This is a genomic window from Lawsonella sp. (assembly GCF_011525565.1).
GTDB classification, from domain to species: Bacteria; Actinomycetota; Actinomycetes; order Mycobacteriales; family Mycobacteriaceae; genus Lawsonella; species Lawsonella clevelandensis_A.
This window is the reverse complement of the sequence record NZ_WVRS01000013.1, coordinates 29,919-45,171: the sequence shown is the minus strand read 5'-3', so window position 1 is coordinate 45,171 and position 15,253 is coordinate 29,919. Positions and strand designations below refer to the sequence as shown.

General features: G+C 51.5%; 11 protein-coding genes and 2 tRNA genes. 11 read left to right on the top strand and 2 right to left on the bottom strand.

Annotated features, from left to right (window positions below; genetic code table 11):
* Positions 1-2: 2 nt before the first annotated feature.
* Complete coding sequence (gene rpmH / locus QZV76_RS06310; RefSeq protein WP_290599147.1) at positions 3-146, bottom strand: 50S ribosomal protein L34; 144 nt, start codon at positions 144-146, stop codon at positions 3-5.
* 835 nt (positions 147-981) lie between these two features.
* On the opposite strand from rpmH, the gene dnaA reads away from it, so the two are divergent.
* The 9 genes from dnaA to QZV76_RS06265 all read left to right on the top strand — a co-directional run bounded on the left by dnaA (position 982) and on the right by QZV76_RS06265 (position 13,086).
* Positions 982-2,682 carry a chromosomal replication initiator protein DnaA gene (gene dnaA, locus QZV76_RS06305; protein WP_306559154.1) on the top strand — a complete coding sequence of 567 codons (1,701 nt, stop codon included), beginning with the start codon at positions 982-984 and terminating at the stop codon, positions 2,680-2,682.
* A 646-nt stretch (positions 2,683-3,328) separates the two neighbouring features.
* Complete coding sequence (gene dnaN / locus QZV76_RS06300; RefSeq protein ID WP_290599103.1) at positions 3,329-4,516, top strand: DNA polymerase III subunit beta; 1,188 nt, start codon at positions 3,329-3,331, stop codon at positions 4,514-4,516.
* An 18-nt stretch (positions 4,517-4,534) separates the two neighbouring features.
* On the top strand, positions 4,535-5,920 hold the full coding sequence (gene recF / locus QZV76_RS06295) for a DNA replication/repair protein RecF (protein ID WP_290599102.1): 1,386 nt from the start codon (positions 4,535-4,537) through the stop codon (positions 5,918-5,920).
* Positions 5,917-6,600, top strand: a complete 684-nt coding sequence (locus tag QZV76_RS06290) for a DciA family protein (RefSeq protein ID WP_290599100.1) — start codon at positions 5,917-5,919, stop codon at positions 6,598-6,600. The genes recF and QZV76_RS06290 overlap by 4 nt, the downstream gene beginning before the upstream one ends.
* A 201-nt stretch (positions 6,601-6,801) precedes the next feature.
* On the top strand, positions 6,802-8,841 hold the full coding sequence (gene gyrB / locus QZV76_RS06285; protein WP_290599099.1) for a DNA topoisomerase (ATP-hydrolyzing) subunit B: 2,040 nt from the start codon (positions 6,802-6,804) through the stop codon (positions 8,839-8,841).
* A 21-nt stretch (positions 8,842-8,862) separates the two neighbouring features.
* Positions 8,863-11,352 carry a DNA gyrase subunit A gene (gyrA, locus tag QZV76_RS06280; RefSeq protein ID WP_290599098.1) on the top strand — a complete coding sequence of 830 codons (2,490 nt, stop codon included), beginning with the start codon at positions 8,863-8,865 and terminating at the stop codon, positions 11,350-11,352.
* Positions 11,353-11,608: 256 nt separating this feature from the next.
* Positions 11,609-11,685, top strand: a tRNA-Ile gene (locus tag QZV76_RS06275).
* 26 nt (positions 11,686-11,711) lie between these two features.
* Positions 11,712-11,784, top strand: a tRNA-Ala gene (locus QZV76_RS06270).
* Between the two features lie 174 nt (positions 11,785-11,958).
* Complete coding sequence (locus QZV76_RS06265) at positions 11,959-13,086, top strand: FRG domain-containing protein (protein WP_290599097.1); 1,128 nt, start codon at positions 11,959-11,961, stop codon at positions 13,084-13,086.
* A gap of 112 nt (positions 13,087-13,198) precedes the next feature.
* On the opposite strand, the gene QZV76_RS06260 is transcribed toward QZV76_RS06265, so the two are convergent.
* Positions 13,199-13,375 (bottom strand): hypothetical protein, encoded by a 177-nt coding sequence (locus QZV76_RS06260; RefSeq protein ID WP_290599096.1) that lies wholly within the window; start codon positions 13,373-13,375, stop codon positions 13,199-13,201.
* Between the two features lie 99 nt (positions 13,376-13,474).
* On the opposite strand from QZV76_RS06260, the gene QZV76_RS06255 reads away from it, so the two are divergent.
* Positions 13,475-14,002, top strand: coding sequence for a peptidylprolyl isomerase (locus QZV76_RS06255; RefSeq protein ID WP_290599095.1), 528 nt, complete (start codon positions 13,475-13,477; stop codon positions 14,000-14,002).
* 29 nt (positions 14,003-14,031) lie between these two features.
* Positions 14,032-14,862 (top strand): rhomboid family intramembrane serine protease, encoded by an 831-nt coding sequence (locus tag QZV76_RS06250; RefSeq protein WP_290599093.1) that lies wholly within the window; start codon positions 14,032-14,034, stop codon positions 14,860-14,862.
* Positions 14,863-15,253: the final 391 nt, after the last annotated feature.

Sequence of the window (15,253 nt, the reverse complement as noted above, 5' to 3'; positions counted from 1 at the left end):
ACTTAAGCGGACAGGGAAGCGCGACCCTTAGCGCGACGGCTGGAAATAACGTTACGTCCAGCGCGAGTACGCATGCGGGCACGGAAGCCATGTACACGAGCGCGACGACGGTTGTTCGGTTGGAAGGTCCGCTTGCCCTTGGCCACGGTCACCACTCCTCTAATAGTCATGCACTATTCAGTGCGGGTTTCAGCTAAAGATTCCGCCTAACGTTTCCGGCTGGTACTTCATCCACACTGTTACGGACGTAACCGTAAAACGTGGAGTACAAAAGGTGGCCGCGTACTGTCCCACTATCTATCTCATATCTATCTCACCATGTAACTCACAGTGTGATTACACAACATGCGTGGAGACACTACGCGCGTATGCGGAATGACTTTACAAGACTACTAGGTTCACGTGGGACAAATCAAAAAGGATTAAGCCTAGCGGAATAATGGGTAAAGATCGAGAGGGGAAAGCGACAAAAAATGATTGTCCGTCGATTCTGTGCCGCTTCTGTGTCGATCCCTCAACGATCTCTCAAGCCATGGTTGAGACTTACGTTTTCTAAATGCCCAGCTTACAAGCGTGTAATTCGTTTTTTCCGCAAAATTCTGGAAAAACAGAAAACTTTGCCGAGGGGAGACCTGCAGGTTTTCTGAAATGTGTAATTAGTGGACCAAATATATTGCTTTTGCCTAGAGGAGATAGCTAAGGTTTCAATTCGTGTCCCTGCGAAAGGAACGCTACCGCGAGGCCGTCTGTAAATGGTCGTTTCGCGCATACGATCCTTGCCAGAGGACTATCTACACTGTGGATAACGCATGTGGATAACTTTGTCGTACCCTGATAGCCTTCTGGTAATCGCAGGTTCGCCAAAGCGATATAAATTAACGTTGCCTGGTAATTCAGCTGGGTAACCCAACTGAGTAACTTAACTGGATAGCCCAATCTAGTAACTTAACCGCGATCGATAGTGTGAATGTGGAGGATATGGTGACGCAAACCCCAGACCTCCACCATATTTGGGGAAAAGTTCTTGAAGAACTAGAAACTGCGTCCGCTAACCCTTACTCCCCCACCCCCAGTCTCTCCCCACAGCAACGCGCGTGGCTGAGACTTATTGAACCCATCCAGTACACCAATGGTTTCGCCCTGCTATCAGCACCTAATACTTTTGCGAAAGAAGCCATTGAACGCACTCTTCACAATCCCATCACGGCTGCTTTGGAAGAATTACTGGGTGAAGAAGTAACACTGGCTATCAAAGTTATCGACAAAAACCCAGAAGATTCGTATGAGCATGAGGACTCGCATTCGTTCCTTCGAAAAGCTCTTGACGCAGATCCCCTATCTGGCCCGTGGCCACGCCCACCTGTGATCTCGCGAGATCGCGATCTTCCTGAAGATTTCCCCGAGGATCTTCCCACCTATCACCCAGATTTAGACTATTCAGAAAATGCAGCTACCACTGATGGTTCTGCTGCTGCACCTGTGTCTACTACTTCCGATACACACTCCACGGCTGCTTCCACTACTGGCACACAGTCCAATGGTGACGCACAGAGTGATGATAGGCAGAGTAGTGGCGGGCAGTATGAGGAGACGCAAAAGCCTCCGTCACCCACCGCAAGTGTTAGCCCCCAGGCTGTTCCGGCCCCAACATTGAACCCGCGCTACACTTTTGACAATTATGTTGTGGGGGATTCCAACCGTTTCGCCACCGCGGCCGCGTGGGCAATTTCAGAGCAACCCGCCCACGCCTATAACCCGCTTTTCATTTGGGGCGGTTCAGGTTTAGGGAAAACACATCTTCTTCACGCTATTGGCCATTACACGCGCCAACTATTCCCACAGTTGAAGGTGCATTACGTCTCCACCGAGGAATTCACGAACGATTTCATTAACTCGCTGCGTGATGACCGCAAGGAGAAGTTTAAAAAGCGTTACCGCGATTGCGATTTGCTCCTCGTTGACGATATTCAATTCCTTGAAGGTAAGGAAGGTATCCAGGAGGAGTTCTTCTACACATTTGAGGCGCTACACAATTCCAATAAACAGATTGTTATTAGCTCCGACCGTCCCCCCGCATCACTTTCTACACTGGAAGACCGCCTGCGGACACGCTTCGAGTGGGGTCTTATTACCGATATTCAAGCCCCCGACCTGGAGACTCGTACCGCTATTTTGCGGAAGAAAGCCCAGGTCGAGAATCTTCAAGTGCCTAGTGAGGTTCTTGAACTTATCGCCTCGCGTATCGATAGGAACATTCGTGAGCTAGAAGGCGCTCTTATTCGTGTGACGGCATTCGCCTCACTTAATAAGCAGGATTTAACGCCCGAACTGGCTCAAATAGTTCTTCGTGACCTTGTTCCCGCAGATAAACAGGTTGAGGTTACCGCCGCAACTATTATGACTGTTCTCGCGGAAGCCTACTCCACCAGTGTGGAGGAATTGTGTGGGCCATCTAAGACTCGCCCACTAGCAACTGCTCGGCAGATTGCCATGTACTTGTGTCGCGAGTTAACAGAAATGTCCCTCCCTAAGATAGGTGCCACGTTTGGTGGGCGTGACCATACAACAGTGATGTATGCGGAACGTAAAATCTCTAAGCAGATTAAAGACGATAGGGATCTTTTTACCCAGGTGCAGCAGCTTACCTCGGAGATTAAAAAGCGAGCTGAGCTAGAACACTAATAACGGTATTCTCGTTACCTACTTCATTTTATGGACTGCTCTGTCTATTATGAGCTGCTATGACGTACCAGTTAGCTTGTTACTTAGCCTGATAGTTATTCACAGGCCTGGCTATTTCGGTGGATTTTCGGCAAAAAAGGCAACAAATTTCTCTGTTACCACGATTTTTATTCTCACTAAGTAAAGTTTCTATAAATTTTTTTCGACAAAAATATGGGGTGAACTGCACAAATATTTGTCCCCAATAAGCAGGTGACACCTGTGGATAACTATCCACAAATCTGGGGGTGAAACGTGGATAAGTTGCCGATACATGTGAATACTTCTCCGAATTATCCACAGGAGGACAAAGTTATCCACATTTCATTAACAATTTCCCCAGAACAATTCACAGCGTGAAATCATGGTTCAACTGCACAAAATCCCAATCATCCACATCTTCCACAACCCCTATTACTAAAACTACAAATTTAAAGAAAAGAAATATAGAAATAGAGCCCGTGCATAACCGTCATGAAAAATCTGTAATTCCCACAATGCTTGGTACAAATCTCGCCATTTCTCGCTATTTCCCGGGTGAGAAACTTTGCTAAACCAGCTAACCTAAACAACAGAAAGTTGTGACTAGAAGGAGACCCATACCCTCATGGAACTCACCGATATGAATTTCCGGGTAGACCACAGCGATTTCGCTGACGCCGTAGCATGGGTAGCCCACAATATTCCCAGCCACCCACTAGAACCGATCCTTGCTGGTGTTCTTCTTACCGCTAACGACGAGGGACTCACCATCAACGGATTCGACTACGAAATCTCCACCGAAGTCACCATCCCCGCAGAAGTCGTTGATAACGGCAGCGTCGTTGTATCCGGCAAACTTCTCGCCGACATCACCCGCTCCCTGCCCAAAGACACTGCAACTGTTAATGTTGACGGCGCAAAACTCCACATTTCCTGCGGAAACGCCAGATTTACTCTCCCCACTATGCCCGTGGAGGACTACCCCAACCTCCCCAACCTCCCCACAAAAACCGGCAGCATCCCCGTTGATGTTTTCGTTGACGCCGTCAAACAAGTTGCTATTGCCGCAGGTAAAGACGATTCCATCCCCATGCTCACCGGCATACGCATGGAAATTAACGACGTCACCGTCACCCTTGCCGCCACCGACCGCTTCCGCCTCGCAGTCCGCACATTTGAGTGGGATCCCTTTGCACAATTCAGTGATTCCGCCGTCCTCATCCCCTCTAAGATGCTGTCCGAAACAGCGAAAACATTCGCAGCCACCTCCACTGCACCAGTGGAACTAGCACTTGGCGGCACTGATGAAGAACTTGGCGGAGAAGGACTCCTCGGCATCGTGGGCGAAAATCGTCGCACCACCACTCGCCTTCTCGATGCGCAATTCCCACCATTCCGCACACTGTTACCACAGTCACATACCGCTATCGCCACCATGGACATTGCGCCTTTAGCAGCATCTATTAAGCGCGTTTCACTTATGTCGGACCGCGGCGCCCAAGTTCGCCTTGCCTTTGCAAATGGCGAAGTTGTTCTTACCGCCGGCGGTGATGATTCCGGCGAAGCCGAAGAAACCCTCCCCGTCCGCTACTGGGGCGAGCCAATGACCATCGCCTTCAACCCCTCCTACGTGCTGGATGGACTCTCCGTCATTGAAGACACCACCGTCACATTCGGATTTACCAACCCGAACCGGCCCGCCATCATCATTCCCGGCATTACTGAAGAACCCGACACTAATAATGACGGCGAATACATCTCCCCCGACACGGACTACACCTACCTCCTGATGCCCGTCCGCCTCCCCGGATAGACAGTAGAAAGCGCACTTGTGTTTCTACGCCACTGCGAACTACACAATTTCCGTTCCTGGGATAACCTCACACTGGATCTTCAGCCCGGTATCACTGTTTTTGTGGGAGCAAACGGCCAAGGAAAAACAAACTTTTTAGAGGGCATCAACTACCTGGCCACTTTGGGATCCCACCGAGTTTCTGGAGATAGTCCCCTTATTCAAGACGGTAAAGACTCCGCCCAACTAGCTGCCACCGCAGTTCATAACCATCGGGAACTAACCGTCGCCATAGAAATTAATAGTGGCAAAAGTAACCAGGCCACTATTAACACCGCCCCGTGCCGGTCACGCGAAATTGTGGGAATTTTAAGCACAGTTCTCTTCGCCCCAGAAGACCTTGGCCTTGTTCGTGGCGAACCCGCTGGCAGACGCGCCTATATGGATACTCTTCTAGTGCAGCGACGTCCCCGGCTGCGTGGCGTTATTAGTGACTACGACAAAATTGTGCGGCAACGTAACGCACTACTAAAAAGTGCCTCATTGTCCCTGCGGCACGGCTACCATACTGCCGCCGGTGCTAGTGCGTTGGGCACGCTTGATGCATGGGATGCCCAACTTGCCCATGTTGGGGCGCAACTTTTGGCCGCCCGCCTCGATCTTCTCCACAAGATTGCCCCGCTCGTTGCGAATAATTATGTGGCGCTTGCCCCACACTCGCGTCCCGTACAACTGTGCTACAGTTCCATTCCTCAACTTATGGTGAATGATTGCGCCACTACTCCTCCACTGGATACAGACTATTTAGAGGCGGCACTCTTGGTAGGATTGGCGGATAAACGCGAGCGAGAAATTGACCGCGGTGTCACTCTGGCCGGGCCACACCGCGATGACCTTACTCTTCTGTTGGGAACGCAGCCGGCGAAAGGGTTTGCAAGCCACGGTGAATCGTGGAGCCTTGCCTTAGCTTTACGCTTAGCCGCCTATGATCTTCTGACATCCGAAGGGACAGAACCTATTCTGCTACTTGATGATGTGTTTGCAGAGTTGGATCATTTCCGCCGCGCAGCTCTTGCTACCGTTGCCAGTAAAGCCGAGCAAACTCTTATCACGGCGGCAGTGGGGGAAGATCTGCCCGACGAATTGCATGTTACCGCCACGCATACTGTGAGCACCGCGGGGGAGGCGAACCAGCGTATTTCACTGCTTGATGGTGTTCTTACTGATGATCCCAGTGTTAACGAACCCGCCCCCGGGGGAATCGCTGGCCGCTATAACCCCGGTGCCCCTGATACAGTTGGCTTCTCTAACACGGGTGTTCCCGATATGTGCGGCATTGACACTTCCGATACTGACAGTACCGGCAATATGCATGATGATCGTGATGAAGTAAATGGTGAAACACGGAAGGAGGACAGCAAATGAGCCCACAGGGAAAGCAGGAAGCGCAGGGACCACAAAACTCGCAGAGCTCAGATGAGGGTTTCACGTCAGATGTTGTCCACCGTACTCTCGCTGCTGCTTTAGATGCCGCCCGCGCAACTGGTAAAAATGTGGGGCGGGGACGCGCCAGCCGCAATCCTTACACTTCCCGCAATTCCCCCAATTCCTATAGTTCTGCTAATTCTGCTAGTTCCTCCCAGTCCTATGGGGGTAACGGGCCGCGTGGTGAACAACACCACCGTGGAGCAGGGAAGGCCAGTACTGGCCGACGTCGCCGCTACAGTTGGACTAGTAGTGGACCCGATAAGTGGGATCCGCAGCTTCTCACTGCACTTGTTGCCGACACAATACAAAAACATGGCTGGCAGCATGAGGTTATAGGGGGGCGAATTATCCATAATTGGCCCGAAATTATGGGGGAAGAAATTGCTTCCCATTCCCATGTAGAGAAGCTCGATGAGGATGGAGTCCTCTACATCCGCACTGATACCACTGCGTGGGCAACGCAATTGCGGCTTCTCCAGCCTAATATTTTGGCTGAGCTTGGTAAGAAGTATGGGAAAACAGTGCGTATGCTGCGAATTTTGGGTCCTGCTCAGCCTAGTTGGCGGAAGGGACCGCGGCATGTGAAGGGTCGTGGGCCGCGCGATACGTACGGATAATTCATGCGTATGTATATATACCCTTACTAAAAAACGTTTTAAACGCGATTTGCGGAAAAAATTTTTATCGTTGGGCTCCTACACGTCAGTAGGTCCTAAAAGCGTCGTTTTGCCACTGAGGGCGTAGAATAGAGAAGTAAGGATGTTCGAAACGAACACACGCTAGTATTCACGTCAGTGAAATAAGGAGTGCGACACTCTGTGGCTCCCTCTCAGAATAAGAAGAAAAACGAGTATGGTGCCGATTCCATTACCATCCTCGAAGGCCTTGAAGCTGTCCGCCTACGTCCCGGTATGTACATTGGTTCCACCGGCGAACGCGGTCTTCACCACCTCGTCTGGGAAGTTGTAGATAACTCTGTTGACGAAGCCATGGCCGGCTACTGCGACGAAGTTAACGTCACCATCATGGAAGATGGTGGAGTTGAAGTACGAGATAACGGTCGCGGTATTCCTGTTGAAATGCATGCCTCTGGTTCCCCTACCGTGCAGGTTGTTATGACGCAGTTGCACGCCGGCGGTAAATTCGACTCCTCCAACTATGCTGTTTCCGGTGGTCTGCACGGTGTCGGTATCTCCGTTGTGAATGCGCTTTCTACTCGTGTGGAAGCCGAAATTTGGCGTGACGGCCACCACTGGATCCAAAACTTCAACAACGCTATTCCGGAAGACCTTGTTGATGACGGCCCCGCTGAAGGCCGTGGCACCACTATCCGCTTCTGGGCTGATCCGGATATTTTTGAAACCACGGAATACAAGTTCGACATTATTGCCCGCCGTCTCCAGGAAATGGCCTTCCTCAATAAGGGCCTCACCATCACCCTGGAAGACCAGCGTGTTACGCGGGAAGAAGCCGAGATTGACGCCGAGGCAGAGTCAGGTGATTCTGAACTTGCTGTTGCTGCCAAGAGTGCCGACGACGCTAAGGCCGCCGCCACACAGAAGGCCGCCCGTCGCCGTAAATACCACTACCCCAATGGTTTACGGGACTATGTTGAGTCCATCAACAAGACCAAGCAGGCTCTCCACCCCAGCATTATCGCTTTTGACGCCAAAGGTGAAGGCCACGAAGTAGAAATCGCTATGCAGTGGAATAACGGCTATAGCGAATCTGTCCACACGTTCGCTAACACCATCAACACCATTGAGGGTGGTACGCACGAGGAGGGCTTCCGCTCCGCTCTTACCTCTCTGGTGAATAAGTACGCGCGCGACAAGAAACTCATTAAGGATAAGGACCCCAACCTTACCGGTGACGATATTCGCGAAGGCCTGGCCGCCGTCATTTCTGTGCGTGTCTCCGACCCCCAGTTTGAGGGTCAGACAAAAACCAAACTGGGTAACACTGAAATTCGCTCCTTCGTGCAGAAGGAATGCAATGAGCACCTGGGCCACTGGCTAGAAGCCAACCCCACGGAGGCGAAGGCCATTATTAATAAGGCGGCCTCCTCCGCCCACGCCCGCATTGCTGCCCGTAAGGCCCGCGAGTTGGTGCGCCGCAAGTCCGCCACCGACCTCGGTGGTCTGCCTGGTAAGCTGGCTGACTGCCGTTCCAAGGATCCGGCCGAGTGCGAAATCTACATTGTGGAGGGCGACTCCGCAGGTGGCTCCGCCAAATCCGGCCGCGATAACTACAACCAGGCCATTCTGCCGTTGCGCGGCAAGATCCTCAACGTGGAGAAGGCCCGCATTGACCGCGTCCTCAAAAACGCTGAGGTGCAAGCCATTATCACCGCACTGGGGACTGGTATTCACGATGAATTCGACATCACCAAGCTGCGCTACAACAAGATCGTCATCATGGCAGATGCTGACGTTGACGGCCAGCACATTGCCACCCTGCTGCTCACCCTCCTCTTCCGCTTCATGCGGCCACTAGTGGAGGAAGGCCACGTGTATCTTGCCCAGCCGCCACTGTACAAACTGAAGTGGGGCAAGGGTGAACCCGGCTACGCCTACTCCGACCGCGAACGCGACACCCTCCTCAAGGAAGGCCTCGACGCAGGCCGCAAGATTAACACAGATGACGGCATCCAGCGCTACAAGGGTCTTGGCGAAATGAACGACCAGGAACTGTGGGAAACCACCATGGATCCCACCACCCGCACCCTCCGCCAGGTCACTCTTGACGATGCCGCCGCAGCTGACGAAACCTTCTCCATTCTGATGGGTGAGGACGTTACTGCCCGCCGCAACTTTATTACCCGGAACGCCAAAGACGTGCGCTTCCTGGACATCTAGTAGCACACGTAAAGAGGAATAATGTCCGACAACACTACTTTGCCGCCCGACGAGGTTGAATACGACCGCGTTATCCCGATTGACCTTAACCAGGAGATGCAGAACTCCTACATCGACTACGCCATGAGCGTTATCGTTGGCCGTGCTCTGCCCGAAGTTCGCGACGGTATGAAACCCGTGCAGCGCCGTATCCTGTACGCCATGTTCGACAGCGGCTTCCTGCATAACCGCAGTTATGTGAAGTCCGCCCGCTCGGTCGCTGAAACCATGGGTCACTACCACCCGCACGGCGACTCCGCCATCTACGACACCTTGGTGCGTATGGCGCAGCCGTGGACCATGCGCTACCCGCTGGTGGATGGCCAGGGTAACTTCGGCTCCGCCGGTAACGACCCCGCCGCCGCCATGCGTTACACCGAAGCCAGGCTCACCAGTTTGGCCGAGGAAATGCTGCGCGATATCCGCGAGGACGTCGTCGACTTCCAACCCAACTACGACGGCAAAACCAACGAGCCTGTGGTTCTTCCGTCCCGCGTCCCACAGCTATTAATGAACGGCTCCAACGGTATTGCCGTTGGTATGGCTACTAACATTCCGCCCCACAACCTGGGCGAGGTAGCGGAAGCTATCTACTGGTGCCTGGATAATCCGGATGCGGATGAGGAATCCACCCTGGCGGCCGTCATGGAACGCATTAAGGGACCCGACTTCCCCACCGCCGGCCTTATCGTGGGTGACCAGGGCATTAAGGACGCCTACACCACCGGCCGCGGCTCTATCCGCATGCGTGGCAAGACCTCCATTGAGGAGGAGGGAAAACGCACGGTTATCGTCATCACCGAACTGCCCTACCAGGTGAACCCCGATAATCTTGTGTCCTCCATTGCCCAGCAGGTTTCCGACGGGCGCATCAGTGGCATCGCCAACATTGAGGACCAAACCTCCTCCCGCGTGGGCATGCGCATTGTTGTCACGTTGAAACGCGACGCCGTAGCCAAGGTGGTTCTTAACAACCTCTACAAGCATTCGGCGCTGCAGACCAGCTTCGGCGCTAACATGCTCTCCATTGTGGACGGCGTGCCCCGTACTCTCCGCATTGACCAGCTGGTTCGCATCTATGTGCAGCACCAGTTGGAAGTTATTGTGCGCCGCACCACGTTCCGCCTGCGTAAGAAGGAGGAGCGCGCCCATATTCTGCGTGGCTTGAAGAAAGCCATCGACATGCTGGACGAAACCATCGCCTTGATTCGCCGCTCCCCCAGCGCCGACGAAGCCCGCGTGGGGTTGATGGACCTCCTCGACATTGACGAAGCCCAGGCCAACGCCATTCTGGAAATGCAGCTGCGCCGCTTGGCCGCCCTGGAATTGCAGAAGATTCTGGACGAGTTAGAGCAGATTGAAATCGACATTGCGGATTTGAAGGATGTGCTCGCTAAGCCGGAACGCCAGCGCGCCATCGTCAAGGAAGAACTGTCCGAAATCGTCCGCAAGTACGGTGACGAGCGCCGCACCCGCATCATTCCAGCCGATGGGGAAATCTCCGACGAGGACCTCATTCCGGAAGAAGACGTGGTTGTTACCATCACCGAAACCGGCTACGCGAAGCGTACTAAGACGGACCTGTACCGCTCCCAGAAACGCGGCGGTAAGGGCGTAAAGGGTGCCACCTTGAAGCAGGATGAGATTGTGAAGCACTTCTTTGTGTGCTCCACCCACGACACCATCCTCTTCTTCACCACGAAGGGTCGCGTCTACCGGTTGAAGGCCTACGATCTACCCGAGGCGAACCGCACCGCCCGCGGCCAGCACGTGGCCAACCTGCTGGCATTCCAGCCCGGTGAGCGCATTGCGCAGGTTATTCAGCTGAAGAGCTACCAGGACGCCCCCTACCTGGTGCTGGCCACCCGCAATGGCCTGGTGAAGAAGTCCCGCCTGGAAGACTACGACTCCAACCGCACCGGTGGACTTGTCGCCATCAACCTGAAGGGCGACGACGAACTGGTGGGCGCAGACCTCTGCTCCGAAGACGATGATTTGATCCTCGTCTCCGAGTTCGGCCAGTCCATTCGCTTCCACGCCACCGACGATGTGCTGCGCCCCATGGGCCGTGCCACCTCCGGCGTGTACGGCATGCGGTTCAACGGCGACGATAGCCTACTGAGCATGAACGTTGTGAAGGAGGATCAGTTCCTCCTGGTGGCCACCTCCGGCGGCTATGCGAAGCGGACAGCCATGGAAGACTACCCCGTGCAGGGACGCGGCGGTAAGGGCGTTCTGACCATTCAGTATGACCGTCGCCGCGGCCACCTGGTGGGTGCCGAAGTGGTTGCTATTGATGACGAAATTTTCGCCATCACCAGCAACGGTGGCATTATCCGCACCGCCGCCAAGGAAGTCCGCAAGGCCGGACGTCAAACAAAGGGCGTGCGCCTAATGAACCTGGCTGAAGGCGACTCCCTGCTGGCTATCGCCCGCAACGCCGACCAGGACACCATCGACGAAGAAAACTAAACAGCGCAGGCAGCGTAGGTAGCGCAGCAGATAGCGCAAACGCCTGCTTGTCTGAGCGTATGACTGCGTGTGCGTAGGCGCGCGCGTGTGAATACTGACGTGATCCCCATCCTGTTCCCTAGCCTGGAACCAACTACCAGCTAGGTTTACGGGGTGGGGATCACGGCATTTCCCGCCAGCTGCCAGCGGTTACAAGTGGTTGTTACCAGCCGTTTTGCAAAATGACAGTAAATTCGGATAAAGTTTACGGAGTTACGGGCCTATAGCTCAGTCGGTTAGAGCGCTTCGCTGATAACGAAGAGGTCGCAAGTTCGATTCTTGCTAGGCCCACCATTCATATCCACACTCTCCACAAACTTGGGGCATTAGCTCAATTGGTAGAGCGCCGCCTTTGCAAGGCGGAGGTCAGGGGTTCGATTCCCCTATGCTCCACAGAATTGAGAAGGGAAGTACGGACATCGTCCAGTACTTCCCTTCTTTGTGTATATGTGGACTGCTAATTTTCTGCTAGTACAGGGCGTGTACTACCCAACAGATAAACAATGATTACGTGTAGTCCTAAAGCTCACTACACACTATCTGCACTGTCGAAGAAAGATATACAGCATGCTTGAAACCACGTCTGACTCTAAATCAGGTCCTGAGTTTGTAGAAAAATTCTTTACTGAACGAGAGCTTCATGTCCTTGATGAGAAGAGCGGGACGGGTGAAGTAGACAAAGATCGTTTTGACGAGTGGTTTAGGGAGGTAGAGAAGACTTTTAAAAAGCTTCCCCTCTATCAAGATTCGGCGTGGGAGAAACTAAAAGTAGTCATAAATTTTTTACACAATAAACTTTTTAGTAAAAATGATGATTCAGATGAAAAGGATAAAACACCACAAGAATTGACAATTTGGTTTTTCCGAGGTCAAAGTAACTCAAATTATTCTTTTCATTCAAGTCTTTATCGTCATTTTAAAAGAAATTATGAAGAAAAGAATGACAAAGAAGCGAAATTTGAATCACTTGATGTCGATAATCAAGAGAAAATACTAAGAAATGCTAGAGAAGAGCTTATTCAAAAAGCTCAAGAACACGGTTTTATCCGTAATCTAAGTAACTTGCATATAGAGGCGTTATTACAACATCACGGAACTCCTACTCGACTAATCGATGTAACACTCGATTGGAGAGTTGCTCTATATTTCGCCTGTAAGGAAGACGTAGATAAGGACGGACGATTATTCATATTAGCTAGTCCGTATACGTTCGAAACTCTTGTGAAAGAGCAGTTAGATGCTAAAGGTGTGCCATACGCATCAGATAAGGCTTACCTGGTGTTATTAGCTCATTTTGATTCAAGAATGATTGCTCAGCAAGCTTTCTTCATTAATGGGAAACTTCCTAAAGAGAATAAAAATAATATTCGTTATAACGATGACGAACTGAAATTAAACGAAATTAGAGAAATAATGTCTGTTTCGATTAATTTTCGGAAAGATGGAAAATTAACAAAAGTTAACGATTTACTTCAGCCTGAAACCTCTCCCCAAAATTATGAGGACATAATCGGATATTCGATTCGGATTCCTAGGGAATTTAAGCGCCGTATCCTCAAGAAGTTAGAGGAAGAGGGGATTTGTGAGGATTCCCTCTTCCCACCCCTGCTTGAGACCAAAAGGTTGTTTAAAGAAACAGTTACTAAATCATTCGATGAATCGATTAAAGAACTCAGTAAGCAAGAAGATGAGTAGTGAAGTTATTATCCGGTAGCTTTTTTGTGCGTATTTTTCTGTACGACAAGAGCTAGATTGAATGACTACGCGAACTTACGTTAGTACGGGATAAGCACAAAACTGTATAGGGTTATTCCGCAGAGTTACGCTTCTGAAGCTCTTGCCGCTTGTCTTGGAGGTATGTCATTGCGCGCGGGGCACCGTATTCTAGTAGCGCGTAGACGGCTGTGGCTTTTTTCCAGTTACCGAAAACTGGGACCAGGGGGACAATCTTTTTAAAAACGCTGAAAGCATGCTTGAGGTTCATAGTTTTAGACTGCCACACTGGCACTCACTTTGCAGCGTAAAACCTGTGAAAATTCACGACTAGATGGTGTGAATGCTCCAAACCTGGCACGATAGAACCATGAGTAAAGCAACCGCACAGGCGACCCTGCACACCAACAAGGGCGATATTGTTATCGATCTTTTCGGTAACCACGCCCCGAAAACCGTCAAGAACTTCATTGGCCTAGCTAACGGCTCCGCCCCCTACACCACCCCTAACGCTAAGGGCGGTAAAGAAGGCCCCTTCTATGATGGTGCTATCTTCCACCGTATTATTGATGGCTTCATGATTCAGGGTGGCGACCCCACCGGCACCGGCACTGGTGGCCCCGGCTACTGCTTCGAGGATGAATTCACCAACGAACTCACCTTCGACCGTCCCTACCTTCTGGCCATGGCCAATGCTGGCCCGGGTACTAATGGTTCCCAGTTCTTTATTACTGTGGCCGCCACTCCCTGGCTGAACATGCACCACACTATTTTTGGTGAAGTTGTGGACGCTGACTCCCAGGCTGTTGTGGATACTCTTGCGAAAGTCCCCACCGATATGCGGGATCGTCCCCTGGATGATGTTGTTATCGAGTCCATTGATATTAAAGAACTTTAAACCCCTCAATTTCGCACAAGGATAATCTTATGGCAGCCGCGCGGCGGGCAGATTTCACCACAAATACGGTAATGAAGTCTCCCGTCACGTGGCTGCTTATTATTGTCAACGTTGCGCTGTATATTGTGGTCTCCGTCCAGGGTGGCACATTCCTGCATGCTGCCGTGGACTCTCAGCTTCTTAACGATACTGTTCTAGTACCCTACATGCTTGGCTTCGGCGAATACTGGAGACTGTTGACCAGTGGTTTTATGCACTTTGGTCTCCTGCACATTGCGTTCAACATGTATGCGCTGTGGGTATTGGGGCGTGACGTGGAAATGGCGTTAGGTTCTGCCCGTTTCTGTGTCCTTTATATTCTTTCTCTTCTGGCTGGTTCTGCCACCGTGGTGTGGTATGCGGATCCGGACTCTGCCACGGCCGGTGCTTCCGGCGCTATCTTTGGGCTTCTTGGTGCGGAACTTATTGTGGTGCTGGCGCTTAAAGCTAAAGTATCCGGCATTATTACTGTCATTGTGTTGAACGTAGTTATTGGGGTGGCGCAGCCAGGGATTTCTATTCAGGCCCATTTGGGTGGTTTTGTAGTGGGATTCCTGGTGGCGGGGGCTTTCATTTTTGTGCCACGGTGGGTGGCTGCTATTCGGCAGCGTCACAATACTGGTGGCGGCGTTGTGTACGATCCGCAAACGGGGGAACAATTGCCCGCCTACGTTACAAGTAAGCAAGTAAATGCGTGGGGGTGGGGAACAACCGCAATTATTGCGATTGCTATTGTGATTGCGCTTGTTGCTGGTGTGGATAAGATGCAGCAGTTGGTAAGCACTGCTGGGGAAGTATTGTCGCCTACCGTAACTGTGTAAGCAGAGTTGTGTAGTGAAGGCCTACGGCACGTAAGAAAGTTCTCGTTTTGTGTTAGCGAGATAGTGAAATGGAATTTGGTAGGTGTTCAGTTTCCATTTTTAGTCTGATAATTTTTAATTTTTTCTTAAGAGAAAATACTGGTAAGAGGCTTTTGTAATATAGCGGGGGGGGGAATGGGGGTAATTACACTGTGTAATAAGCTTTTCGTTACTTGTCAGTAATCCTTTGTTGCTACTAGGGTACATCCGTATTTACTGGATCGTTCATATTGCTGCTCTTGGATGTAACTTTCTGTTAAAGAAGCTACCTATCTCACTGATAAGTAAGTGAAAAAGCAAAGTAGTTCCTTAAAACCATGCGCGCAAGTGAACACATAACTCTTGGAGTTCT

What these genes read in the sequence shown, in the direction of transcription:
- dnaN (WP_290599103.1), top strand. Translation starts at nt 3,329, where the DNA reads ATGGAACTCACCGATATGAATTTCCGGGTAGACCACAGCGATTTCGCT.
- QZV76_RS06290 (WP_290599100.1), top strand. Translation starts at nt 5,917, where the DNA reads ATGAGCCCACAGGGAAAGCAGGAAGCGCAGGGACCACAAAACTCGCAG.
- gyrA (WP_290599098.1), top strand. Translation starts at nt 8,863, where the DNA reads ATGTCCGACAACACTACTTTGCCGCCCGACGAGGTTGAATACGACCGC.
- QZV76_RS06265 (WP_290599097.1), top strand. Translation starts at nt 11,959, where the DNA reads ATGCTTGAAACCACGTCTGACTCTAAATCAGGTCCTGAGTTTGTAGAA.
- QZV76_RS06260 (WP_290599096.1), bottom strand. Translation starts at nt 13,375, where the DNA reads ATGAACCTCAAGCATGCTTTCAGCGTTTTTAAAAAGATTGTCCCCCTG.
- QZV76_RS06255 (WP_290599095.1), top strand. Translation starts at nt 13,475, where the DNA reads ATGAGTAAAGCAACCGCACAGGCGACCCTGCACACCAACAAGGGCGAT.
- QZV76_RS06250 (WP_290599093.1), top strand. Translation starts at nt 14,032, where the DNA reads ATGGCAGCCGCGCGGCGGGCAGATTTCACCACAAATACGGTAATGAAG.